This is a genomic window from Glycomyces sp. NPDC048151, assembly GCF_043202775.1.
GTDB lineage: Bacteria > Actinomycetota > Actinomycetes > Mycobacteriales > Micromonosporaceae > Glycomyces.
The window spans coordinates 152,859-174,625 of sequence record NZ_JBIDBB010000003.1 but is presented as its reverse complement, the minus strand read 5'-3'; the positions used below and the strand labels follow the sequence as shown (position 1 = coordinate 174,625).

General features: G+C 70.6%; 17 protein-coding genes. 8 read left to right on the top strand and 9 right to left on the bottom strand.

Features of this window, described 5'->3' with window-relative positions:
• Positions 1-101 precede the first annotated feature (101 nt).
• From ACGGCP_RS07415 to ACGGCP_RS07405, 3 genes are all read left to right on the top strand, one after another.
• Positions 102-2,327 carry an endo-1,4-beta-xylanase gene (locus ACGGCP_RS07415; protein WP_392962460.1) on the top strand — a complete coding sequence of 742 codons (2,226 nt, stop codon included), beginning with the start codon at positions 102-104 and terminating at the stop codon, positions 2,325-2,327.
• 90 nt (positions 2,328-2,417) lie between these two features.
• Entirely contained in the window at positions 2,418-2,687 is a 270-nt protein-coding gene (locus tag ACGGCP_RS07410; protein WP_392962457.1) for a DUF2277 domain-containing protein, read from the top strand.
• A 69-nt stretch (positions 2,688-2,756) separates the two neighbouring features.
• Positions 2,757-3,479, top strand: coding sequence for an SDR family oxidoreductase (locus tag ACGGCP_RS07405; RefSeq protein WP_392962456.1), 723 nt, complete (start codon positions 2,757-2,759; stop codon positions 3,477-3,479).
• On the opposite strand, the gene ACGGCP_RS07400 is transcribed toward ACGGCP_RS07405, so the two are convergent.
• From ACGGCP_RS07400 to ACGGCP_RS07390, 3 genes are all read right to left on the bottom strand, one after another.
• Positions 3,451-4,101: a hypothetical protein gene (locus tag ACGGCP_RS07400; protein WP_392962453.1), complete on the bottom strand. Its 651-nt coding sequence runs from the start codon at positions 4,099-4,101 to the stop codon at positions 3,451-3,453. The two genes, ACGGCP_RS07405 and ACGGCP_RS07400, sit on opposite strands and share 29 nt — an antisense overlap.
• 41 nt (positions 4,102-4,142) lie before the next feature.
• Positions 4,143-7,739 (bottom strand): transcription-repair coupling factor, encoded by a 3,597-nt coding sequence (gene mfd / locus ACGGCP_RS07395; RefSeq protein ID WP_392962451.1) that lies wholly within the window; start codon positions 7,737-7,739, stop codon positions 4,143-4,145.
• Positions 7,740-7,870: 131 nt separating this feature from the next.
• Positions 7,871-8,701, bottom strand: a complete 831-nt coding sequence (locus ACGGCP_RS07390) for a metal-dependent hydrolase (RefSeq protein ID WP_392962449.1) — start codon at positions 8,699-8,701, stop codon at positions 7,871-7,873.
• 179 nt (positions 8,702-8,880) lie between these two features.
• Here ACGGCP_RS07390 and ACGGCP_RS07385 point away from each other — a divergent pair, with 179 nt between their 5' ends.
• The gene (locus tag ACGGCP_RS07385) at positions 8,881-9,738 is read left to right on the top strand and encodes an arylamine N-acetyltransferase (protein ID WP_392962447.1); all 858 of its coding nucleotides are present in this window, start codon (positions 8,881-8,883) and stop codon (positions 9,736-9,738) included.
• Between the two features lie 55 nt (positions 9,739-9,793).
• Here ACGGCP_RS07385 and ACGGCP_RS07380 read toward each other — a convergent pair whose 3' ends face one another.
• Positions 9,794-10,414: a hypothetical protein gene (locus ACGGCP_RS07380; protein ID WP_392962444.1), complete on the bottom strand. Its 621-nt coding sequence runs from the start codon at positions 10,412-10,414 to the stop codon at positions 9,794-9,796.
• Between the two features lie 1,091 nt (positions 10,415-11,505).
• Between ACGGCP_RS07380 and ACGGCP_RS07375 the strand changes: the two genes are divergently transcribed.
• Positions 11,506-11,928 carry an SRPBCC family protein gene (locus tag ACGGCP_RS07375; RefSeq protein ID WP_392962441.1) on the top strand — a complete coding sequence of 141 codons (423 nt, stop codon included), beginning with the start codon at positions 11,506-11,508 and terminating at the stop codon, positions 11,926-11,928.
• On the opposite strand, the gene ACGGCP_RS07370 is transcribed toward ACGGCP_RS07375, so the two are convergent.
• The gene (locus ACGGCP_RS07370; protein ID WP_392962439.1) at positions 11,929-12,744 is read right to left on the bottom strand and encodes a TrmH family RNA methyltransferase; all 816 of its coding nucleotides are present in this window, start codon (positions 12,742-12,744) and stop codon (positions 11,929-11,931) included.
• Positions 12,745-12,852: 108 nt separating this feature from the next.
• On the opposite strand from ACGGCP_RS07370, the gene ACGGCP_RS07365 reads away from it, so the two are divergent.
• On the top strand, positions 12,853-13,767 hold the full coding sequence (locus ACGGCP_RS07365; RefSeq protein ID WP_392962437.1) for a LysR family transcriptional regulator: 915 nt from the start codon (positions 12,853-12,855) through the stop codon (positions 13,765-13,767).
• Positions 13,768-13,934: 167 nt separating this feature from the next.
• Here ACGGCP_RS07365 and ppc read toward each other — a convergent pair whose 3' ends face one another.
• A complete protein-coding gene (gene ppc / locus ACGGCP_RS07360) occupies positions 13,935-16,688 on the bottom strand; it encodes a phosphoenolpyruvate carboxylase (RefSeq protein ID WP_392962435.1) in 2,754 nt (917 codons plus the stop codon).
• A gap of 265 nt (positions 16,689-16,953) precedes the next feature.
• Here ppc and cysC point away from each other — a divergent pair, with 265 nt between their 5' ends.
• Complete coding sequence (gene cysC, locus ACGGCP_RS07355; RefSeq protein WP_392962433.1) at positions 16,954-18,498, top strand: adenylyl-sulfate kinase; 1,545 nt, start codon at positions 16,954-16,956, stop codon at positions 18,496-18,498.
• 36 nt (positions 18,499-18,534) lie between these two features.
• Here cysC and ACGGCP_RS07350 read toward each other — a convergent pair whose 3' ends face one another.
• Both ACGGCP_RS07350 and ACGGCP_RS07345 read right to left on the bottom strand, forming a co-directional pair.
• On the bottom strand, positions 18,535-19,194 hold the full coding sequence (locus ACGGCP_RS07350) for a vitamin K epoxide reductase family protein (RefSeq protein ID WP_392962431.1): 660 nt from the start codon (positions 19,192-19,194) through the stop codon (positions 18,535-18,537).
• Between the two features lie 66 nt (positions 19,195-19,260).
• A complete protein-coding gene (locus ACGGCP_RS07345) occupies positions 19,261-20,160 on the bottom strand; it encodes an SDR family NAD(P)-dependent oxidoreductase (protein WP_392962428.1) in 900 nt (299 codons plus the stop codon).
• A gap of 73 nt (positions 20,161-20,233) precedes the next feature.
• Between ACGGCP_RS07345 and amrA the strand changes: the two genes are divergently transcribed.
• On the top strand, positions 20,234-20,845 hold the full coding sequence (gene amrA / locus ACGGCP_RS07340; RefSeq protein WP_392962426.1) for an AmmeMemoRadiSam system protein A: 612 nt from the start codon (positions 20,234-20,236) through the stop codon (positions 20,843-20,845).
• Here amrA and ACGGCP_RS07335 read toward each other — a convergent pair.
• Entirely contained in the window at positions 20,842-21,678 is an 837-nt protein-coding gene (locus tag ACGGCP_RS07335) for a PhzF family phenazine biosynthesis protein (RefSeq protein WP_392962423.1), read from the bottom strand. The genes amrA and ACGGCP_RS07335 overlap by 4 nt on opposite strands.
• Positions 21,679-21,767 lie beyond the last annotated feature (89 nt).

Below are 21,767 nucleotides of genomic sequence, written 5' to 3'. Positions count from 1 at the left end.
TTGATATCCCACTTACCATGGCGAAGCTTGGAAGTTTCATGGAAAGTTCCGAAACTTTCAGAAAGTCTCCCTTCCCTCCTCCGCAATGGAGCCGCACAGCCATGGAACACCACCCCCCATCGCGGCGAAAGCGCCTGCGCGCCATCGCCGCCGGAACCGGAGCGCTGGTCCTCCCCGCCGCGCTCGCCTTCGGCGGCCCCGCCGTCGCCCAGGAACCCGCGGTCGTCTACGCCGCCGACTTCGCCGACGGCACGGTCGGCGACTGGGCCCCGCGCGGTCCCGTCACCCTCAGCGTCGCGGACGGCGCGCTGCTCACCACGGGCCGCACCGCCGACTGGAACGGCCCGTCCCTCGACCTCACCGGGCTCATCGTTCCCGGTGGCGTGTACGAGATCTCGCTCGACGTCCGCTTCGACGCGGCCAGCGCCGGGGAGGTCGTCTCGACCACCGTGCAGCGCGAGGCCGCCGGGACCACGTCGTACGACAGCGTCGTGTACCAGGCCGCCGTCGGGACCGAGTGGACCGAGCTGACCGGCGAGTACTCGATCGGTTCGGCCGCGGACGCGCTGACGCTGTACGTCGAGTCGCCGACGCCGGACGCGTCGTACTCGATCGACAACGTCGCGATCACCGAGGTCACACCGCCGGGCGTCGACCCGTCGATCCCCTCGCTCAAGGACGTGCTCGCCGCGGACTTCCGCTTCGGCGCGGCGGTCGACCCGCGCGACCTCGCGGCCCCCACGGGCGATCTGCTGAACAAGCACTTCAACCAGATCACGGCCGAGAACCACATGAAGCCGGACGCGATCCAGCCGGTCGAGGGCCAGTTCAACTTCACGGCGGCCGACCAGCTGGTCGAGCACGCCGAGGCGAACGGCCAGGAGATCTACGGGCACACGTTCCTGTGGCACAGCCAGGTCCCCGACTGGTGGTTCACCTACCCGGCCGGGCACGCGAACGCCGGTCAGCCCCTTGGCAGTTCGGCTGAGGACCAGCAGATCATGCTCGACCGGCTCGAGGCGCACATCGGGGCGATCGCCGCGCACTACGGCGACCGCATCCAGGCGTGGGACGTGGTCAACGAGGTCATCAGCGACAACGCGGCCGAGGTCTACCGCAACAGCCGCTGGTTCCAGATCTTCGAGGGCCCCGAGTACATCTCGCACGCGTTCCGGATCGCCCGCGAGCAGCTCGACGCGGTCGGCGCGACCGAGGTCAAGCTGTTCATCAACGACTACGGCACCGACAATCCGGCTAAGCGCGACAACCTCTACAACCTCGTCTCCGCCATGCTCGCGGACGGCGTCCCGGTGGACGGCGTGGGCCACCAGACCCACATCAGCCTGAACACGTCGCTGAGCAACATCGAGGCGAGCATCGACAAGTTCGCCGGTCTCGGTGTCCTGCAGGCGGTCACGGAGCTCGACATCGCGATCGGCGCGCCCGCAGCGGGCGTGGAGTTCCCGGAGCTGGAGGCGCGGCTCATTCAGCAGGGCCACTTCTTCCGCGACCTGTTCGCGATGCTGCGCACGAAGGACCTGGAGTCGGTGACGGTGTGGGGCCTGCACGACGGCCGCAGCTGGATCCGCACGGAGGAGCGTCCGCTTGAAGCGCCGCTGGTGTTCACCGACCAGCTGCAGGCCAAGTGGGCGTACTGGGGCATCGCCGACCCGGCGAAGCTCCCGGAGATCCCCGAGGAGCCGGACCCGGAGTACGCGCGCGTGCAGGTGCCGCTGGCCAAGGACGCGCCCGTGATCGACGGCCGCAAGGACAAGGCCTGGAAGAAGGCGTCGACCGTGGCGACGGAGGTCCGGGTCGAGGGCAGTGCCGAGGGCGCGAAGGCCGACGTCTCGCTCATGTGGGACGACGCGGCGATCTACGCCCTGTTCGAGGTGACCGACGCCCAGCTGGACGCGACCAGCGCGAACGCGTGGGAGCAGGACTCCGTCGAAGTGTTCCTCAACCCGGGCAACACCAAGTCGGGCGGTTACGGCGACGCGGACGGCCAGTACCGCGTCAACTTCGCGAACGTCGTCTCCTTGGGCGGCAACGGGCCCGAGTCGGGTGCGATCACGAGCGCCGTCAAGGTGACGAGCACCGGTTACACGGTCGAGATCGCGATCGCCCTGGGCGAGGGCGACGGCGTGGTCGGCGCGGAGCACGGTCTGGAACTGCAGGTCAACGACGCCGCTGAGGGGGCTCGAACGGCCGTGCACACCTGGTACGACCCGACGGGCCAGTCGTGGAGCACCAACAAGTACTGGGGCATCGCCGAGCTGGTCCGGAAGGTCCGGCACTGCGATGCGAACCTGCCGCAGCCGGTGTAGTCGCAGGTAGTGCTAAGGGGCGGGGCCATGCGGCCCCGCCCCTTTCTCCCGTCGTTCGCGGGTGTCGCAGGCTTGTGCGACGCTGGAGGCATGTGTCGCAGTGTGAAGACCCTGTTCAACCTCGATCCGCCCGCCACCGACGAGGAGGTCGCGGCTGCCGCGCTGCAGTACGTGCGCAAGCTCAGCGGCTCGACGCATCCGTCGCAGGCGAACCAGGAGGCGTTCGACGTGGCCGTCGCGGCGGTCGCTGCCGCCACCCGGGAGCTGCTGGACAGCCTGGTCACGGCCGCGCCGCCGAAGGACCGGGAGGTCGAGGCGGAGAAGGCGCGGGCGAGGTCCGCGAAGCGGTTCGGGTCCTAGGACGGTCTGGGCGTTCCCCGGCGCGGGTCTCGGTGAGAAGCTGGGGTTTTCGAGCGTGGGGAGGCCGGTATGCGGTTCCAGGGGTATCGGGTGGTCGTGACCGGGGCCGGGCGCGGTTTCGGGCGGAGTCTGGCGCTCTCGCTGGGGAGGGACGGCGCAGAGCTGTTCCTGTCGGCCCGCGACTTCCAGGCGGCCGAGTCGGTCGCCGAGGAGGTGCGGCACGTCGGCGGGCGGGCGCACGCGTTCGAGTGCGACCTGGCCGATCCTGTGTCGGTGCGGGAGTTCGGGGAGGCCGTGGGCGGTATCGCCGACCGGGTCGACGTGCTCGTGAACAACGGCGCGCCGTATCTGGACGCGGGCGGGTTCCTGGAGGCGGACGACGCGCAGGTGGCGGCGACGATCAGCGCGGGCGCGACCGGGACCGTGCTCGCGACGAAGGCGTTCCTGCCGCTGCTGTTGCGCAGCGACAGCCCGGACATCGTGACGCTGGTGTCGGGCTGCGGCGAGTACGGCAACCACCGGTCCGAGGCGCACGAGGCGTTCTACGCGGCGAAGTCCGCGCAGGCCGGGTTCACCGAGGTGCTGTCGAAGCGTCTGCGGCCCAAGGGGGTCCGGGTGATCTCGCTCTATCCGCCGGACTTCGACAACCTGGACCCGCTCGGCCCCGAGTGGGAGGCCGAGCGCGGCAGCGGGGACGCGCTGTCGGCGCGGTCGGTCGCCGAGTGCGTCCGGTTCGCGATCGGGCAGCCGCGCGACTGCTTCATCAAATCGTTCTACTTCGAGCAGGCTTAGGGACCGTCGCGGCGCGGCCGGGTTCGCGCTCGTCGGTGACCCGCACGTGCGGGGCGAAGCGGGCGACGGCCTCGGCGACCTGCGGGGCGCGGCGGAAGTCGAGTGCCGCGCTGTGCTTCTGGATGCCGCCGGGAAGCCAGTCGGGCACGCCGTTCGGGCGGATGTCGGCGGCCGTCCAGGTCCTGGTCGCGGCGGCGCGGGCGAAGTTCTCGCCGCGCTCGGAGCGGCGGACGATGCCGACGTGAGTGCGTCTGCGGCGGCCGATACGGCGGTCCCAGAACACGACGCGGTCGACGTCGGCCCAGTCGGCGCGGGGGCTTCCCTTGGCGCGCAGGCGGATCCCTCTCGCGTCGGTGCGCACGACCGCTTCGCGCATGAAGATGATGCGCAAGGCGGCGTAGCCGAGGATCGCGGCCGCGATGTACAGCGGCGGCGCCCACGCGTAGGTCTCGGTCTCCGGGCCCCAGGACCGGAGGTTGCGGACGGTGATCTCCTCGTTTCCGGCGGCGGCCACGACGAACGGGACCGCCGCGAGGGTCGCGAGGCCGATCGCGGCCCAGACCCAGTTCACGGGCGCGACGGTCTCGCGGACCACGGCGTGCTCGGGAGGCGTTCTCGCCATGAGGTGACCTCGCTTCCAGAGGGGCGCCGCCGAGACTACCGTCAGGCGGCCTCGGGGACGACGTCCCGGATGAGGTCGGCGCACCACTGCAGGAGCGCGAGTCCCTCGATGGGCTTGCCGCCGATCTTCGAGGTCGTCGGGCGCGGGACGCTGATGAGGCCTGCCGGGGCCTTGTAGTGCGCGTCCGGGTAGTGGCGGCCCAGGCGCAGCTGCTTCGAGTCCGGCAGCTCCACAGTAGAGAACCGGAGGTTCTTGCCCTGCAACGCGATGTCGGTGAGGCCGTGGTTGCGGGCGAGGAGCCGGAAGCGCGCCAGGTGGAACAGCGTCTGCACCTGGTCGGGCGCGGGACCGTACCGGTCCTCCATCTCCTCGCGCACGCCGTCGAGCTCGGCTTCGCTGTGGACCTCGGAGATCTTGCGGTACATCTCCAGGCGCAGCCGCTCGACCTCGACGTAGTCGAACGGGATGTTCGCGTCCAGCGGCAGCTCGACCTTGACCGGCGCGGGCGGCTCCTCGGCCCCGCCCTTGAACGACGCCACCGCCTCGCCGACCATCCTGAGGTACAGGTCGAAGCCGACGTCGGCGATGTGCCCGGACTGCTCGGCCCCCAGCAGGTTGCCCGCGCCGCGGATCTCGAGGTCCTTCATCGCCACGTACATGCCCGCGCCCAGCTCGGAGTGCTGCGCGATCGTCGCCAGCCGCTCGTGCGCGGTCTCCGACAAAGGCTGCTCCGGCGGGTACAGGAAGTACGCGTACGCGCGCTCGCGGCTGCGGCCGACGCGGCCGCGGATCTGGTGCAGCTGCGAGAGGCCGAGCAGGTCGGCGCGTTCGACGATGAGGGTGTTCGCGTTCGGGATGTCGATCCCGGACTCGATGATCGTGGTCGAGACGAGCACGTCGTACTCGCCCTCCCAGAAGCCCTGCATGATCTTCTCGAGCTCGGTCTCGCTCATCTTCCCGTGCGCCACGACGACTCTCGCCTCGGGGACGAGTTCGCGCAGGCGCGCGGCCGCCCGGTCGATCGACTCGACCCGGTTGTGCAGGTAGAACGCCTGCCCGTCGCGCAGCAGCTCGCGGCGCAGCGCCGCCGCGACCTGCTTGCCCTCCCAGGCGCCCACATAGGTCAGGACCGGGTGGCGCTCCTCGGGCGGGGTCTGGATCTGCGACATCTCGCGGATGCCCGTCACCGCCATCTCCAGGGTGCGCGGGATCGGCGTCGCCGACATGGTGAGCACGTCGACGGCGGTGCGCAGGGCCTTCAGCTTCTCCTTGTGCTCCACGCCGAACCGCTGCTCTTCGTCCACGATGATGAGACCGAGGTCCTTGAAGCGCGTCTCGGCCTGGAGGAGCCGGTGCGTGCCGACGAGGATGTCGATCTCCCCCGCCGCGATGCCCTTCTGGATGTCGGCGGCCTCGCGCGCGGACTGGAACCGCGACAGCTGCTTGACCTTCACGGGGAACTGGCCCATGCGCTCGACGAACGTGCTGTAGTGCTGGCTCGCCAGCAGTGTCGTCGGCACGAGGACCGCGACCTGCTTGCCGTCCTGCACGGCTTTGAACGCGGCCCGCACCGCGACCTCGGTCTTGCCGTAGCCGACGTCGCCCATGACGAGGCGGTCCATCGGGACGCGCGCCTCCATGTCCGCCTTGGTGTCCATGATCGCCGACATCTGGTCGGGGGTCTCGATGTACGGGAACGCGTCCTCCAGCTCACGCTGCCACGGCGTGTCCGGGCTGAACGCGTATCCTTGCGCCGCTTGGCGGGCCGCATAGAGCTGGATCAGCTCGGCCGCGATCTCGCGCACCGCCTTGCGGGCGCGCTTCTTCGTCTTCTGCCAGTCCGCGCCGCCGAGCTTGTGCACCGTCGGCTGCTCGCCGCCCACATAGCGGGTGAGCTGGTCGAGCGAGTCGGTCGGCACGAACAGTCGGTCGCCCGGCTGGCCCTTCTTCGACGCCGCGTACTCGATCACCAGGTACTCGCGCTCGGCCCCGCCGATCGCGCGGCGCACCAGCTCCACGTACTTGCCGACGCCGTGCGCGTCGTGCACCACGAAGTCCCCTGGGGACAGTTCGAGGGGGTTGACGACGCCGCGCCGCTTGGCGGCCTTGCCCTTCCGCGGCTTCTGGGCCGCGAGCGCCTTGCCGCCCGCGATGTCGGCGGCCGTGACGACCACCAGACCCGAAGCGGCGTCGACGAACCCGAGCGCGAGCGTCCCGGTGCACGCCACGACCTCGCCCGCCCGGAACACCTCCGGCGCGGCCTCCAGGTGCGCGCCGATCCCTTCGGCCTTCAGCTGCTCGGCGGCCCGCTCGGCCCCGCCGAGGGCCGGGTAGACGACGGCCACGGCGCGGCCCTCGCGGGTCCAGGCCTGCATGTCGGCCACGAGCTGCGGCGTGTTGCCGTGGTAGCGCGGGGTCTCGGTGATGCCGAGGTCCACCGTGACGGCGTCGTCGGGCGAGACCTCTCCATAGTGGAGCGGTTCGCCGGTGATCGCCGCCAGCTCGGCGGCCATCGCGTCCTCTTCCGGGGCGACGGCGAACGGCGAGATCGTCCACCAGCGCTGCCCCTTCGCCAGCGCGGCCGTGCGCGCCTCGGCGAGGTCGTGGAACGTGCCCGCGCCGAGGTCGACGGGCGCTTCGGCCCCGGCCGCCGCTGCCGCCCAGGACGCCTCGAGGAACTCGTTCGAGGTCGCCACGAGGTCGAGCGCGCGCGTGCGGATCCGCTCGGGCTCGATCGCGACGACGAGCGCGTCCCGGGGCAGGACTTCCTGGAACAGTTGCAGCTCTTCGGGTCCGGCGAGCGCGGGCAGCAGGGACTCCATGCCTTCGACCGGGATGCCCTGGGCGAGTTTGGCGCACATCTCGGCGAGCCCGGGGTAGGCGTCGCCGAGGGCGGCGGCCTTCTCGCGCACGTCGTCGGTGAGGAGCAGTTCGCGGCAGGCGACGGCGCGCAGTTCGGGGGCCTCGTCGAGGGAGCGCTGGTCGGCGACGGAGAACTCGCGGATGGAGTCGACCTCGTCGCCGAAGAACTCCAGGCGCAGCGGGTGCTGGGCGGTGGGCGGGAACACGTCGAGGATGCCGCCGCGCAAGGCGAACTCGCCGCGCTTCTCGACGAGGTCGACGCGTTCGTACGCGAGGTCGACGAGGTGCGCGGCGAGGTCGAACAGGTCGGTCTCGTCGCCGCGCCGCAGCTGCACGGGCTCGCGTTCGCCCAGGCCCTTGAGCTGGGGTTGGAGGGCGCCGCGGACGGGGGTGACGATGACGCGCGGCACGTCCCCGGCGTGGATGCGGTGGAGGAGTTCGAGGCGGGCGCCGACGGTGTCGGAGCGCGGGGAGAGGCGCTCGTGGGGCAGCGTCTCCCACGCGGGGTAGAGCGCGATGTCCTCTTCGCTGATGTAGGAGGCGAGGGATTCGGCCAGCTCCTCGGCCTCGCGGGAGGTCGCGGTGATCGCGAGCACGGGGCCGCTCGCGTTCGCGGCGGCCTGGGCGAGCGCGAGGGGGCGCGCGCCGGGCACGGCGACGACGTCGACCGGGCGGTCGGAGGAGGACGCGAGCTCGGCGATGCGGGCGAGCTTCGGCGCTTTGGATGCGGCCGTGAGCAGGCTCGCGAGTTTCGGAGCGGATCGTTCTGCGGCCATGCGGACTCCTGCGAGGTTCCGGGTTTCACTGTGCTCGGGGCACGACGATTGGCCGGAATCCAGGCCCCGCTGGGGCCTGATTCCGGCAACCGGTCGAGTCTACCTCGCGCGGGCCCGCGGGCCGCCCGAGATTATTCGTTCGCGCCCTGGCCGGTGCTCTGGTCGAAGATCAGCTGCTGCACCTCGGGCACGTTGTAGAACATGCCGATGACGACGAGCACGGTGAGGACGGGCAGGAGGATGCGGTTCTCCTCCTTGCCGCCCGCGCGGAGGGCGACGCTGTTCGGCAGGCCGATGTCGCGCCAGCGGCGGCCCTGGATCGGGATCGGGAAGAACAGGGGCGAGCCCATCTTGGTGATCATGTCGCCGAGGATGTGGATGAAGCAGCCGATGCCCATCGCGAGGCCGAGCACCCAGTAGTCGCGGCCCTCGGGCAGGAACCGGTACATGCCGTAGGAGGCGACGAGGGCGACGCCGGTGGTGACGAGCCAGCCCTTCTTCTCCACGGTCTCGGCGAGCAGGCCGCGCACGGCGAGACCGGTGAGCACGAACAGGATCGCGATCACCGCCGGTTTCCCGAACTGGTAGGCGAGGAACCCGGTGCCGGTGCCCACGAGGGCGGCGTGGACGGCGGTGTGGGTGAAGGTGCGGTGGCCGTTCTTCCGCTTCTTGTCCTTCTTCGATTTGGTGAGGAGGTAGAACCAGTAGCAGAGGCGTTCGACGATCTCGGCGACGAACAGCGACGCGACGCCGAACGAACGGGCCACAGTGGAGCCGCCCTTGTTCTCGGTCACCTTGCCGGCGCAGTCGATGTCGGGGTAGAGGGCGGCGCCGGAGGCGACGATCGTGCCGACGACGAGTTCGGCGGAGGACTGGTCGATGCCGAACGCGAGGTCGGCGACCGCCGAGCCCGCGAGCCACAGGGCGGCGCCGGACATGGCGTGGGTCGGGCCCATGACCATAGTGGGGACTCCTTCAAGGGCAGTTTTGGGAGCAGGGACTGCAAGCTGAGGAGACTATCCCACACGCGCACGACAACCACGGTTCCAGGCGTCACAAACCTCCAGCCCCGCAACATCATTCCCGTATCGGTACGATCACGACGCCTACCTGCGGCGGCGTCTCGCGCTATGGTCGAGGGGTGTTCGACTCCTCGCAGCTCGCGGCCTATCTCAAGCGCGTCGGCATCAGGGCCCCGCGCCGCCCGACGCTCCACGCGCTGCGCCGGATCCACCGCGCCCACATCGACGCGATGCCGTACGAGAACCTCGACATCCAACTGGGCAGGCCGATCCGCCTCGACAGGGACGCCCTGTTCGCGAAGCTCGTCGAAGGCGGGCGCGGCGGCTACTGCTACGAGCACAACGGGATCCTCGCGCACGCCTTGGAGGCCATGGGCTTCGACGTCCGCCGCGTCCTCGGCGGCGTCGCCCGCGAGACCGAGGGCGACGGCAACTGGTGGAACCACATGCCGCTGGTGGTGCGCTTCCCGAACGGCGACAAGTACCTCGCCGACGCCGGGATCGGCACCGGATTCCGCGACCCGCTGCCGATCCGCAGCGGCAGCTACCGGGTGGGGCCGTTCAACTTCGGCATCTGGAGCATCGGCGACGGCGAATGGCGCTGCTCGATCGACCCGAGGGTCACGAACCTGACCTTCGACTTCACCCTGGACCGGCGCGAGGTCGCCGAGTTCGACGCGAAGTGCACCGAGCTCTCGACCTCCCCCGAGTCGCCCTTCGTGAAGACCCTGACGGTACAGAACCCCGGCGAGACCGACATCTGGGTCCTGCGGGCCCGCACGCTCACCGTGTACGACCCGAAGCTCCCCGACGGCAAGTCGGTGAGCACGGTCGAGGACTCCGCCGCATTCGCCGCCCTGCTGCGAGGCCGCTTCAACCTCACCCTCGAAGACCCCGAGATCCAGACACTGTGGACCAAGGCCCTCGAGCAGCACGAACGCAAGCTCGCCGAGGACGCGAAGGCCAAGGCCGCCTAGCGTTCAGCGCCGGGCGCTCAAGCAAAGCCTCGCTGCGAAGACCGCCGCAGCCGCCTCAGTGACTGCGACAGAGGCCGAGGCCGATCAGCAGCCAGGCCACCCCGGCCTGCCCCTCGGTCGCCGCCCAGGTGACATACCCGGACGCCGATTCGTTCAAGGTCAAACCGGCAGCGACACCAAGTACCAGGACCGGCAGGCTCGCAAGCAAGAGGGCCGCTGTGGGACGCGGGCCGCTCCGCCTCCGCAGGCACGCCGCTCCGAGGACCGTCGCGCCTACATAGACCAGGTGGGAGAGGATCCAGGCGGGCACGCCCGCCAGCGCCACGCCCCCTTCGGCCCCGGCCGGAACCAGCGCCCCGACCGCATTGGCCAGAAACCCGACCGCAGTCGCCGAGAGCCCGAACAACACCAGCCCGACCCCCCAGGCCCCGGCCCGCCCCAGATCCGCCCGACGGCGAACCCTGAACGCCCAGAACCCGGCGAGCACCAGCACCACCGCCGCCAGCCCCGCCCAGTTGGCCAACCAGGGCACTGCCTCGCTGACCCCGGGGAAACCCGTGGCAGCGAAGACGACCGCGCCACCGCACATCGCAGCACCGACCACCGGTGCCCGGCGATGCGTCGAACCAGTCGCCGACAAGCCATTGCCGGTCGCAGGATCGATGAGCGCAGTCATAAGTCCTCCCAAGTAGCATTTGGCGTGCCCGCCGATCAGCGGTACCCATCCATGTTGGCCGCCAACGGAACTCAGCGGCTCCCCTGCAAAGGTGAGCGTGATCCCCCGTCAGAGTGAGGCCTGCTCGACGGGCGTCGACTCCGAAGCCCGGCCGAGGTTGCGGCCGCTCCTTCGCGGCCGGACCTACCTCCTCTCCTTCCCCTCCTCCCGTTTCGCTTGCCCGGGACTCGGTTTCCTATCCCGCTCGGTGAAGACCGGGCGGGTATCGCCTCCCTCGCACGCCACAGCATGAGGTGTGCGGGATTGGTTGGCGCCCTCCTGCGCGCACCGATCTGCGGTGCGGCGAGGGCTGGAGTTCCCGACGGGCCGGGCACCGTTGTCCTCAGCTGGTCGGTATGGCGTGGTGCCGTGCATGGCGGCAGTGGGTTGACCGGGTCCTGAATGCCCGGCCGGCACTGCCCTGGGGCTGCTGCGGCCTTGCTTTTGTCGCGTGTGCCTCCGAGTGAGGCAACGCCTACTGGCGGGGTGATCCCTTCCAGGAAACCGTCCACCCAATCACGGCCCATCGGGGGCCGGACAGCTGCGGTCCGATAGCACAGAGGTGAGATCTGGAACCCCGAAGCGGGGCTGAGTGTCTCGGAACAAGTCGGTTTGTCGGATCGGCCAGAGGCTTGGCTTAGTCTGCTTACACCTACCCCGTCACCTGTACAAATTCCCTGTCCCTGTACGTACCTCAATTATCCCCGATACAGCCCCCGACTGTCATCACCCACACGCGTAATAAGCACTCACGTTTCCACCCACTCCGCATGCGCTGCAACGAAAACCGAAGCCTCCGCCTCACGCGGTCGGGAGTGTCGCGCCCCGCCCCGAAACCGACCGGCAAGCCGCCGGAGAGCCCCACCGCCAACCCGCCTCTTCGTCGCCGCCCGCCTGAACCGCGAGCGGATACCGGCCGCAGCGAAAACCGAACACGCTCCAGGTGCGATGCCCGCGTTCACAGGGCGCGCGGCCGCCACTGCCCGCATAATCCCCAGGGGCGGCCAGCGCCTCAGCAGGACCGCCCAGCTTCGGCAACAGACGGAGGAACCATGTCGGTCAGCATCGAAGTCTCCGAGGTCATCGAACGGCCGGTCAGCGCGGTCTTCACGTTCTACGCGGACAACCACGTCCTGAACCATCCGCGTTGGGATCCGGACATCGAGCTGTGGTCGGACGCAAGCGAACCGCTCGGCGTCGGGAGCGTCATCCAGCGGCGCAACAGCCGGTCCGGCACTCCGGTCGAAGGGACCATGGAAGTCGTCGAGTTCGAGCGTGACCGGCGGTTCGGCGTCTTGATCAGCGACGGAGCGATGCGGATCCCCGGCCGCGCCGTCTTCGAGGCTCTGGATCAGGACACCACCAGGCTCACGGTCAGCGCGGACTTCCCGGTCGACGCCTCGATGGAGGAGCAGCTCTCGACCGCGATGCAGCGCAGCCTCACCAACATCAAGCGCATGGTGGAGGAGAGCTGACTAAGCGCGCTGGCGAGCGGCCTCGTAGAGAGCGACAGAGCCTGCGTTCGCGGCGTTCAGCGATGAGGCGGCCTTGGGGGACATGGGGATCCGGGCCGTCGCGTCGGCGAGTTCGAACCAGGACTTCGACATGCCCGTCGTCTCGTTGCCGATGACCAGCAGCGTGGGCCCGCGCAGGTCGTGCTCGGAGAGCATCTGCTCTCCGCGCTCGTCGGTCCCGACGATCACGGGTGCGTGCGGCTGCTTCCGGGCCCACTCCACGACCTCGTGCGCCGAGGCGGCGCTCACCACCGGCATCGCGAACAGGCTGCCCGTCGAGGCCCGGACCGCCTTGGGGTCGTAGGGGTCTGCCGCGTTCCGGCCGGTGATGACCACGGCGTCGGCGCCGAACGCGTCGGCGGACCGGATCAGCGAACCGACGTTCCCCGGGCTGGTCGGCCGGTCGATCACGATGCCGAGCCAGTCGTCGCGCATCGAGAGGTCGGCGAGTCTGCGCTGCGGGATCCTGACCTGGGCGATGAGCTCGGGCGCCTGCTCGTCCTTCTCCCCCAGTTCCGCCATGAGCTCGCTCGAGACGGCCGCCTGCTCGATGTGTGGGCGTTCGAGAAGGCCACGGGCCCAGTCGGAGAGCTGCCTGCGATCCGCGTCGTAGAGCAGGGCCTCGACCGACCAGCCGTGCTCGACCGCGAGCGAGATCGGGCGTACGCCCTGCACGAGGAACGACCCGGCCCGGTGGCGCTTGGTGCGGTTGCGCAGCAACGTCTCCCACTGCTGGAACTTGGCGTTGCGCACGCTCACCCGCAGGGTTCTCGACATGGCCGTGCTCCTCATCCGACGTGGCGACAAGCGCAGAACCTACCACGCCCCCGATTACTGAACAGGGCTCAATTATTCTTCAGTGACACTGAAGAACGGAGGCCCGCGTTGGAGCGACAGGAGATCGAAGTCTTCTTGACGCTGTGCGAGGAGCTGCACTTCGGGCGCACGGCCGTGAAACTGCGGCTGTCCCCCGCCCGCGTCACGCAGGTCGTGCAGAAGATCGAACGGCAGATCGGCGCGCCCCTGTTCGACCGGACCACGCGCGGCGCCCACCTCACCGAACTGGGCCGGCGCTTCCGCGACAACCTCGCCCCCGCGCACGAGGCCGTCGAGGCCGCGATCCGCGGAGCGGTCGCCGAGGGCCGCGGGATCGGCGGTGAGCTGCGGCTCGGGTTCTTCGGGCCCTTCACGGGCAGGCAGATGACGGCGCTGGCGGACGCGTTCGCGGCGCAGCACCCCGGCGCGACCGCTCAGGTCGTCCTGGAGGTGGAGGTCGGCAAACCGCTCCGGCCGCTGCTGGAGGGACGCGTGGACGTGCTCGCGACGCTCCTGCCGGTCGACCAGCCGGGCCTGGTCGTCGGCCCGACCGTGGTGCGCGACCCGATCGTGATGGGCATGCCCGCCGACCATCCGCTGGCCGAGAAGGCCACGTCGTCCATGGAGGACCTCGGCGACTACCCGGTCGTGAACGCCCCGCGGGGCGAGGCGTGGTCCGACCTGTTCGCCCCTGAGAAGACGCCTTCGGGACGCCCGATCAACCTCGCCTATCCGATCGAGACGGTCCAGGCGGGCATGTCGCTCGGCTCCGCGGGCAAGGGGATCGGCGCGCTCATCTCGCAGCTCGCGAAGTACCACCAGTACCCGGAGGTGACCTACCGGCCGCTGGAGAACGCCCCGGTCTGCGAGATCGGGCTGGTCTGGCAGGCCGCGAAGGAGACTGAGCTGGTTCGGGCGTTCGCGCGGTTCGCGGCCGAGCGCGGGCCGGTGGACGTGCCCTGGAGGCCCGAGGACCTGCGCTGACGGCCGCGCATACGGGCGGCCCCGGGTACCCACCCGTTCCCACCTTCACCACTACCAGTGAAAAGGACACCCTCCCACACGGGTCCGACAAAAGCCTGTGAGCTGCGGAAACGAGACAGCGCGAAGGGCCGCGGCGGTTTCGCTGCGGCCCTTCTCACGTTGCTCGGTCAGCCGGTGTTGCGCAGGCCCGCCGCGATGCCGTTCACGGTGATCAGCAGGGCGCGCTTGAGCTGCGGGTCGACGTCGCCGTCCGCGCCGCCTTCGGAGCGGTAGCGCTTGAGCAGCGAGATCTGCAGGTGGTGCAGCGGCGCGAGGTAGCGGTCGCGGACCTCGAGGGTCCGGGCCAGCTGCGGGTTCGCGTCGAGCAGTTTCTCACCGCCGGTGAGGGCCAGGACCTCGGCGACGGTGCGTTCGTGCTCGACCTTGATCGTCTCGAAGATCGGCTGCAGCGCAGCGGGAACGAGCGTGGAGACGTACTGGCCCGCGATCGACAGGTCGGTCTTCGCGAGGGTCATCTCCACATTGGAGACGAAGTTGCGGAAGAAGTGCCACTTCTCGTACATCTCGGCGATGTCGTCGCCCAGGCCTGCCTCGCGGGCGGCCGCGAGGCCCGAGCCCACGCCGTACCAGCCCGGGACGATCTGGCGCGACTGCGTCCAGCCGAACACCCACGGGATGGCGCGGAGGCCCCCAAGCCCCGCGTCGGTGTTCGGGCGCTTGGACGGGCGCGAGCCGATGTTCAACGCGCCCAACAGCTCCGTGGGGCTCACGGCCCAGAAGTACTCGGCGAGGCCCTGGCTGCCGGTCAGCTCCCGGTACGTGGCCTTGGAGGCCTCCGAGGTCTGGTCCATGACGCCGAACCAGCGGCCGAGCACGTCGGGCTGGTGGCGCGGCTCGGTGTGCAGCAGGGTCGCCTTCAGCGACGCGGCCACGGTGAGCTCGAGGTTCTCGCGGGCCAGCGCGGGCAGCGTGTACTTGTCCGAGAGGACCTCGCCCTGCTCGGTGATCTTGATGGCGCCGTCGAGCGTGCCGGAGGGCTGGGCGAGGATCGCCTCGTGGGTGGGGCCGCCGCCGCGGCCGATGGTGCCGCCGCGGCCGTGGAAGAGGCGCAGGCGGACGCCGTGCTTGTGGGCGACGTCGCGCAGCTGCCGCTGTGCGGACTGGATGTTCCACTGGCTGGCGGTGATGCCGGCGTCCTTGTTGGAGTCGGAGTAGCCGAGCATGACCTCCTGGACGTCGCCGCGGGCGGCGACGATCGCGCGGTAGGCGGGGAGGCTGAGGAGGCGGTCGAGGAGGGTGTCGGCCCCGGCGAGGTCCTCGACCTCTTCCATGAGGGGGACGAAGCCGATGTCGGCGCGGCCGCGGGCGACGTCGATGAGGCCGGCGTCGCGGGCGAGGATGGCGGGGGCGAGGACGTCGGCGGGGTCGTGGGTCATCGAGATGATGTACGACTCCACGATCGATTGTCCGAACTGGACCTGGGCGTCGCGGATGGCGTGGAAGACGTCGAAGGTCTTGCGGTTGCGTTCGGCGAGTTCGACGTTGGCGGGCGCGAGGGGCCGCTGGCCGGAGAGCTCCTTCTCCAGGAGCGCGTCGCGCGCTTCGGAGGTGAGGTCGGCGTAGGGCCGGTCGAGTTCGCCGGTGGCGTCGTACAGCTCGGCGAGGACGGCGTGGTGGGCCTCGGAGTGCTCGCGCACGTCCATGGTGGCGAGCTGGAGGCCGAACGCGGCGACGGTGCGGATGACGCGGTCGAGGACGCCCTTGGCGGGCAGCTGGCCGCGCTGGCGGGCGAGGGAGTCGCGCATGACCTGGAGGTCGGCGAGGAGTTCGCGGCCGTCGGCGTAGTCGAACCCGGCGCGATGCGGGAGGCCTTCGGCGTGGCGGGTGCGGGTGTTGGCGAGCTTCGCCTCGATGGCGCGGGCCTTGAGCCGGTAGGGCTCTTCGGCGTAGATCCGCTTGTACCGCTCGGGGATGTCGAGGACCTTGAAGTCGGCGGCGACGGAGTCGAGGAGCTCCTGCGCGGCGGGGCGCACGGTCTGGGAGACCGAGAGCTCGTTGATGAGGGCGGCGACGGCGCCTTCGGCGGCGGCGATGCCGTGCTCGTGCTGCATGAGCAGCACCTGCTTGGTGACTTCGGGGGTGACGAACGGGTTGCCGTCGCGGTCGCCGCCGATCCAGGTGCCGAACTTCAGGGGCGCGGAGCCGGGGCGGGGGGAGCCGCCGAGGTCGGTGAGGGTGGCGTTGAGGTCGGTGAGGACCCGCGCGGCCGCGTCCCGGTAGAGGTCGGTGAGGTAGTAGATGGCGTTGCGGGCCTCGTCGGTCGGCTCGGGCTTCTCGACGCGAAGCTCGTCGGTCTGCCAGAGCAGGTCGATGATCTCGGCGAGGCGGGAGTTGACGGCGTCGACGTCGGCGGAGCCGAGGACGGCACGTTCGGCGGTCTCGGCGTCGAGGAGGTCGGCGATGCCGCGGAGCTTGACGAGGATGGAGCGGCGCGCGGCCTCGGTGGGGTGGGCGGTGAAGACGGGGCGCACTTCGAGGCGTTCGGCGGCGGCCGCGATCTGCGCGGCGGGGACGTCCTCGGCGGTGATCTCGGCGCGGGCCTGGGCGAGCCAGCCGCCGTGCTCGGCGCGGGAGCGGCGCATGTCGCGGGCGCGGTGGACCTGCTCGGTGATGTTCGCGAGGTGGAAGTAGGTGGCGAACGCGCGGGCGAGGTCGACCTCTTCGTTCACGTCGAGCTTCGCGAGGCGGGAGGCGACGGCCTCGGGCTGGTGGCGCACCAGGCCGCGGACCTCTTCGACGAGTTCGAGCAGCTGGGGGCCCTCCTGGCGGACGAGCGCCTGGCCGAGGAGGTTGCCGAGCCGGCGGATGTCGCGGCGGAGCTGCTTGTCGTCGGTTCCGCTGGAGGAGTCGAAGTAGTCCATGGAGGTCTCCACTGGTGGTCTGGGCAAACCCATGATGAGGGGCCGCTCGCGCCGACGTCCTTGTCCGCGGTGAACTGCTGTGAGAGCGATGTCAGCGTAACTTACCGGTAATGGCCGCGCCACTTTCTCAGTCCGCCATGCGGGACGATCCGGTTCATAAGCGCCTGGCGCGGGTGAGGTGAGTGACGGACCCGTGGCTTACGCTGGTGCGACCGAATCCGATGCCGCCCCTGCCCGAAGCACTGCGAAGGGATCCCGACCGCCGATGTCTGACTGGGTACTGCCCGACGAGATCCTCGCCGAGGCGCCGAGCCACACCCCCCTGCCGCACGAACTCGCCGACCTTGAACTGCTGCTGTACGGCGCGTACGCGCCGCTGCGCGGGTTCATGGGCGAGGCGGAGGCGCGGGCGGTGACGCGGACCGGGGTGCTGCCGGACGGCACGGCGTGGCCGGTCCCGGTGACGCTCGACGTGCCGATCGCGACCGCGAGGCTGCTCGACAACCCCGACCCGAAGCGGCGTGTGCTTCGTATCACGGACCCTGAGGGGGCGCCGGTCGCGGCCGTCGAGTGCCACAGCCTGGACGCGCTCGGGCCCGACATGGTCCGCGTCGGCGGGCCGGTGCGGCGCATCGCCGACGCCGCGCACGGCGTGTTCACGGGCCTGCGCGCGACCCCGGAGCAGGCGAAGACGACGTACACGAAGCCGCGGGTCCTGGCGCTCGTCGCCGACCGGCCGCTGCACCGCCCGCAGTTGGCGCAGCTCGCGCGGGCGGCGCACAACCTGGCCGCGCACGTCCTCGTCATGATCCCCACCGGGGACGAGACGAACGGCGACCGCGAGCTGCGGCTGCCGACGGCGGCGCTGGTGCGCTCGGTGCTGGCCGCGAAGGACCGGCTGCCGACCGCGACGGTGCTCACGGTGCCTTTGTCGAAGCGCGGCGACAAGCTCCGCGACGGGCTGCTGACCGCGAAGGTCGCGGCGGCGTACGGCGCGACCCACATCATGACCGGCCGCGACGGGCTCGGCGGCGGCGACGGCGTCCGCTCGATGGTCCCCCGCGAGCTGGCCTACGACACGCGCGACGGCCAGTGGCGGCCCATCGAGGACATCGAGCCGCCGTTCCGGCGCATCGCGTTGAGCGACGCCGAGATCGCCGACATGCTCGACCGCGGCTTCGGGCTCCCCGAATGGCACACGCCGCCGAGCGTGGCCTCCGAGCTGCGCAAGGCCCGGCCGCCGCGGCGCCAGCGCGGCCTCGTCCTGTTCTTCACGGGTCTGTCGGGCTCGGGCAAGTCCACGATCTCGCGCGGCGTCTACGAGGCGCTGCTGGAGGACGGGACCCGCACGGTGTCGCTGTTCGACGGCGACGTGGTGCGCAGGCTCCTGTCGAGCGGGCTCGGGTTCTCGCGCGCCGACCGGTCGGTGAACATCCGCCGGATCGGGTTCGTCGCCGCGGAGGTCGCGCGGCACGGCGGCATCGGCATGGCCGCCCCGATCGCGCCGTACGAGGCGGACCGGGCCGAGGCCCGGCGCATGGCCGAGGCGGCGGGCGCCGACTTCGTGCTCGTCCACGTCGCCACCCCGCTCGAAGTGTGCGAGGCGCGGGACCGCAAGGGGCTGTACGCGAAAGCGCGCGCAGGCGTCATCCCCGAGTTCACCGGGATCTCCGACCCGTACGAGGAGCCGCCCGCGCCGGAGCTGGCCATCGACACGAGCGAGATCACCGTCGGCGAAGGCGTCGAGCAGGTCCTCGAGTACCTCTCCGAAGGCGGCTGGCTGGAGCCCACCGGGCTCCGGCTGGGATAGCGAGGAGGCCCCGGGCACCAGCCCGGGGCCTTATTTCTAGAAGAGCGTGGACCAGTAGTCCCAGAAGCCGGTGCCGACGATCATGAGCACCGCCGCGTACAGCAGCGTCAGGCCGATCCAGTGGTACCGGAGCAGGTCGTCGACCGCGTCGCGCCAGTCCTCGCCCACCGGGATCGCGCCGGTCTTCAGGTTGCGGACCGTGGTGAACCAGAAGATGGGGAGCACGACGGCCCACACCGCCATGCACCACGGGCAGAGCACGCCGATCTTGTACACCGACTGGTAGATCAGCCACGACACGAACGCGAGCCCACCGAGCGTCCCCAGGTTGAAGGCCAGCGCGACCCAGCGCGGCAGCGACACCTTCGACAGCCACAGGACGCCCGTGAAGACCACGAGCGGGAACGCGACGAGGCCGATCATCGGGTTCGGGAACCCGAACACCGAGGCCTGCCACGTGTTCATGACGGTGCCGCACGACAGCACCGGGTTGAAGTCGCAGGAGATGACGTGCTCGGGGTCCATGAGCGACGCGATGCGCTCATAGGTGAGGTCGAACGCGGCGGCCAGCCCGACCAGGCCGCCGAGGAGCAGCACGAGACCGGTGACGGTGCGCCCCCGCGCTTCCCGCCCGCTCTCGCCGAAGGCCTCGTCCATACGCGTCTCCAGGGTCTCGCCGGTGTCCGTCGCTGTCATGGTCATGCCAAGGTAACGACCGGGCTGATGCGGAAGTTGCGGACCTTTGTCCGGACTTGCCCGGCGTCACGCCCGCAGGGACTTGCCGCCGTCGACGACGAGAGTCTGCCCGGTGATGTACGAAGCCGAAGGCGCGCAGAAGAACACGGCGGCGGCCGCGACCTCTTCGGGGCTGCCCGGGCGGCCCATCGGGCCGTCCAGGCCCTTCTGGAGTTCGGGCACCGTGGACGAGCCGGTGCGGATGAGGCCCGGCGCGATCGCGTTCACCGTGACGCCGTCGGCGACCACTTCGGTCGCGAGCGCCTTCGTGAGCCCGGTGACCCCGGCTTTCGCTGCGGCGTAAGCGGCCTCGGCGGGGACGGCGTTCACGACGCCGGTGGTCGCGGCGATGTTCACGATGCGGCCCCAGCCGCGCTCGGCCATGGACTGCACGAACGCCCGCGAGGCCAGGAACGCCGTGTCGAGGTTGCGGGTCAGCTCCGTCTGCCAGTCCTGATAGGACAGCTGGGCGACGGGCTTGACGACGGCCGGGTCGGTCTTCGACGTCAGACCCGCGTTGTTGACGAGGATGTCCACCTCCCCGAGCGCCTCGCCGACCGCGTCGGCGAGCCCGCCCACCTCGGCCTCGTCGGCCAGGTCGGCGACGAACCCGATCGCGCCGATCTCCTCGGCGCGCTCGTGGATCCGCTTGGTGGTCGAGACGATCGCGACCGCCGCGCCCGCCAGGCGCAGCCGGGTGGCGATCGCGAACCCGATCCCGTCGGGCGCGCCCGCGCCGGTGACCAGCGCGATCTTCCCTGCGAGCGAGTCGAGTTCCTGCAACCGCCCGCGAGAGGACTGCGTCACCTGCGACCCGCCGCCCTGCGGCAGGTCGATGACTTCAGCGAGACCCTGGTCGACAGTGGCGTAGACGTCGGCGTCGAAATTCGAGTCGAAGGCGTCGGCGCTCGTGCGCGGTTCACTCATCCCCGCAGTCTCTCACGCGACCGTTATCAAACAGATGACCGGCATGCGGCCTGACACGTGGCACCATCGGAGGATGGACACGCACCACGGGTCCGGCCTCGGACCGGTGCTGACCGCGCTGGCGCGCAGCGCGGTCGCGACCTCGTTCGCGCCCCGGCCGCCCGGCGCGGCCGCACTCGTCAGCGCACTTCCAGAAGCGGCCGGGCACGCCGCCGCCCTCGGCGCACGCGAGGCGACCTTCGTGACCCTCACCCGCGACGGGGCCCTGCGCGGCTGCATCGGCACGCTGACCGCGTTGCGGCCCTTGGGGGTCGACGTCGTCCGCAACGCCCGCCTCGCCGCCCGCGACCCGCGCCTGCCCCCGGTCGAGGCGACCGAGGTCGACGCACTGCGGATCACCGTCACCGTCCTCACCGCACCGGAACCGATCAGGGTGCGGGCCTTCACATCCCTCATCGACCGCTTGCGCCCCGGCCAGGACGGCCTGACGCTCAAGGACACCGGCCGCCGCGCCACGTTCCTGCCCTCGGTGTGGGCGAGCCTGCCCGAACCCGAACGGTTCGTGGCCGCGCTGCTGCGCAAGGGCCGCTGGCCGAGGCATCTGTGGACGACCGAGCTGCGCGCGGCCGCATGGCCCGAAGGCCTTGCGGCCGAACGCTACGCGGCCCGCGAGTTCTCCGGTTAGGGCAGTGTGACGAGGGTGCCTTCGGCGACCTTCACCGCCGCGCCGGCGACCGAGACCGACACGGCCCGGCCGCCTTCGACCACGACCTCGCCGTGCAGCGCCGAAGGGCGGTCGATCTCGGCGCCCTGCGCGATCGCGTACGAGTGGACGCCGTCGCCGCTGATGAGGCCCTGGTCGACCAGGTGCACGCCGAGCGCGACCGCCGCCGAGCCGGTCGCCGGGTCCTCGCCGACCCCGCGGTGGAACAGGCGGGCGTGGACCGCGTGCGTGTCCTCGTCGAAGCTGAACAGGTAGACCTTCTCCAGGTGGCCCGGGACGTCGCGCGCGGCGGCCACGTTCGCGTCGGCGAGGCGCACGAAGTTGTGGTCCAGGCCCGCGCTGGCGTTCTTCGGCGTCCCGATGATCTGCGCGGGGTCGAGGCCGATCGCGGCGGCCGCGGTCGCCCGGTCGAGCTCGGGTCCGACGCTGATCGCGGTGGACGTGAGCTTCGCGGTGCCTTCGGCGACGGCGACGCGCATGAGACCCGCGCCGCATTCCTGCACGACCTCGGGCCCGCTCGGCGCGACGCGGCCGGACTCGACGGCGGCGATCGCCGCGCCGACCGTCGGGTGCCCGGCGAACGGCAGTTCCTCCGCAGGGGTGAAGATCCGCGCGAGATAGTCCGCGCCCGGCGCGGCGGCGGGGAGCACGAACACCGTCTCGGAGAAGTTGAACTCCAACGCGATCGCCTGCATCTGCGCGGTCGTCAGGTCCTGGCCGTCGAAGACGACGGCGAGCTGGTTGCCCGCGTAAGCGCGGTCGGAGAACACGTCGTAGATCGCAAAGGGAAGCATGGGCCAGTTATAGCGCGGCCCGCCCGATGCGGCCGTGACCGCGAGTGCGGTAAGGCTACGCTCACATTCGCGTGGCGGAATGCGTGGTT

Coding starts and splice junctions, on each gene's coding strand:
- ACGGCP_RS07400 (WP_392962453.1), bottom strand. CDS start 4,101: ATGGCGAGAACGCCTCCCGAGCACGCCGTGGTCCGCGAGACCGTCGCG.
- cysC (WP_392962433.1), top strand. CDS start 16,954: ATGTCTGACTGGGTACTGCCCGACGAGATCCTCGCCGAGGCGCCGAGC.
- ACGGCP_RS07345 (WP_392962428.1), bottom strand. CDS start 20,160: ATGAGTGAACCGCGCACGAGCGCCGACGCCTTCGACTCGAATTTCGAC.
- mfd (WP_392962451.1), bottom strand. CDS start 7,739: ATGGCCGCAGAACGATCCGCTCCGAAACTCGCGAGCCTGCTCACGGCC.
- ACGGCP_RS07380 (WP_392962444.1), bottom strand. CDS start 10,414: ATGACTGCGCTCATCGATCCTGCGACCGGCAATGGCTTGTCGGCGACT.
- ACGGCP_RS07415 (WP_392962460.1), top strand. CDS start 102: ATGGAACACCACCCCCCATCGCGGCGAAAGCGCCTGCGCGCCATCGCC.
- ACGGCP_RS07390 (WP_392962449.1), bottom strand. CDS start 8,701: ATGGTCATGGGCCCGACCCACGCCATGTCCGGCGCCGCCCTGTGGCTC.
- ACGGCP_RS07335 (WP_392962423.1), bottom strand. CDS start 21,678: ATGCTTCCCTTTGCGATCTACGACGTGTTCTCCGACCGCGCTTACGCG.
- ppc (WP_392962435.1), bottom strand. CDS start 16,688: ATGGACTACTTCGACTCCTCCAGCGGAACCGACGACAAGCAGCTCCGC.
- ACGGCP_RS07410 (WP_392962457.1), top strand. CDS start 2,418: ATGTGTCGCAGTGTGAAGACCCTGTTCAACCTCGATCCGCCCGCCACC.
- amrA (WP_392962426.1), top strand. CDS start 20,234: ATGGACACGCACCACGGGTCCGGCCTCGGACCGGTGCTGACCGCGCTG.
- ACGGCP_RS07405 (WP_392962456.1), top strand. CDS start 2,757: ATGCGGTTCCAGGGGTATCGGGTGGTCGTGACCGGGGCCGGGCGCGGT.
- ACGGCP_RS07375 (WP_392962441.1), top strand. CDS start 11,506: ATGTCGGTCAGCATCGAAGTCTCCGAGGTCATCGAACGGCCGGTCAGC.
- ACGGCP_RS07370 (WP_392962439.1), bottom strand. CDS start 12,744: ATGTCGAGAACCCTGCGGGTGAGCGTGCGCAACGCCAAGTTCCAGCAG.
- ACGGCP_RS07350 (WP_392962431.1), bottom strand. CDS start 19,194: ATGACAGCGACGGACACCGGCGAGACCCTGGAGACGCGTATGGACGAG.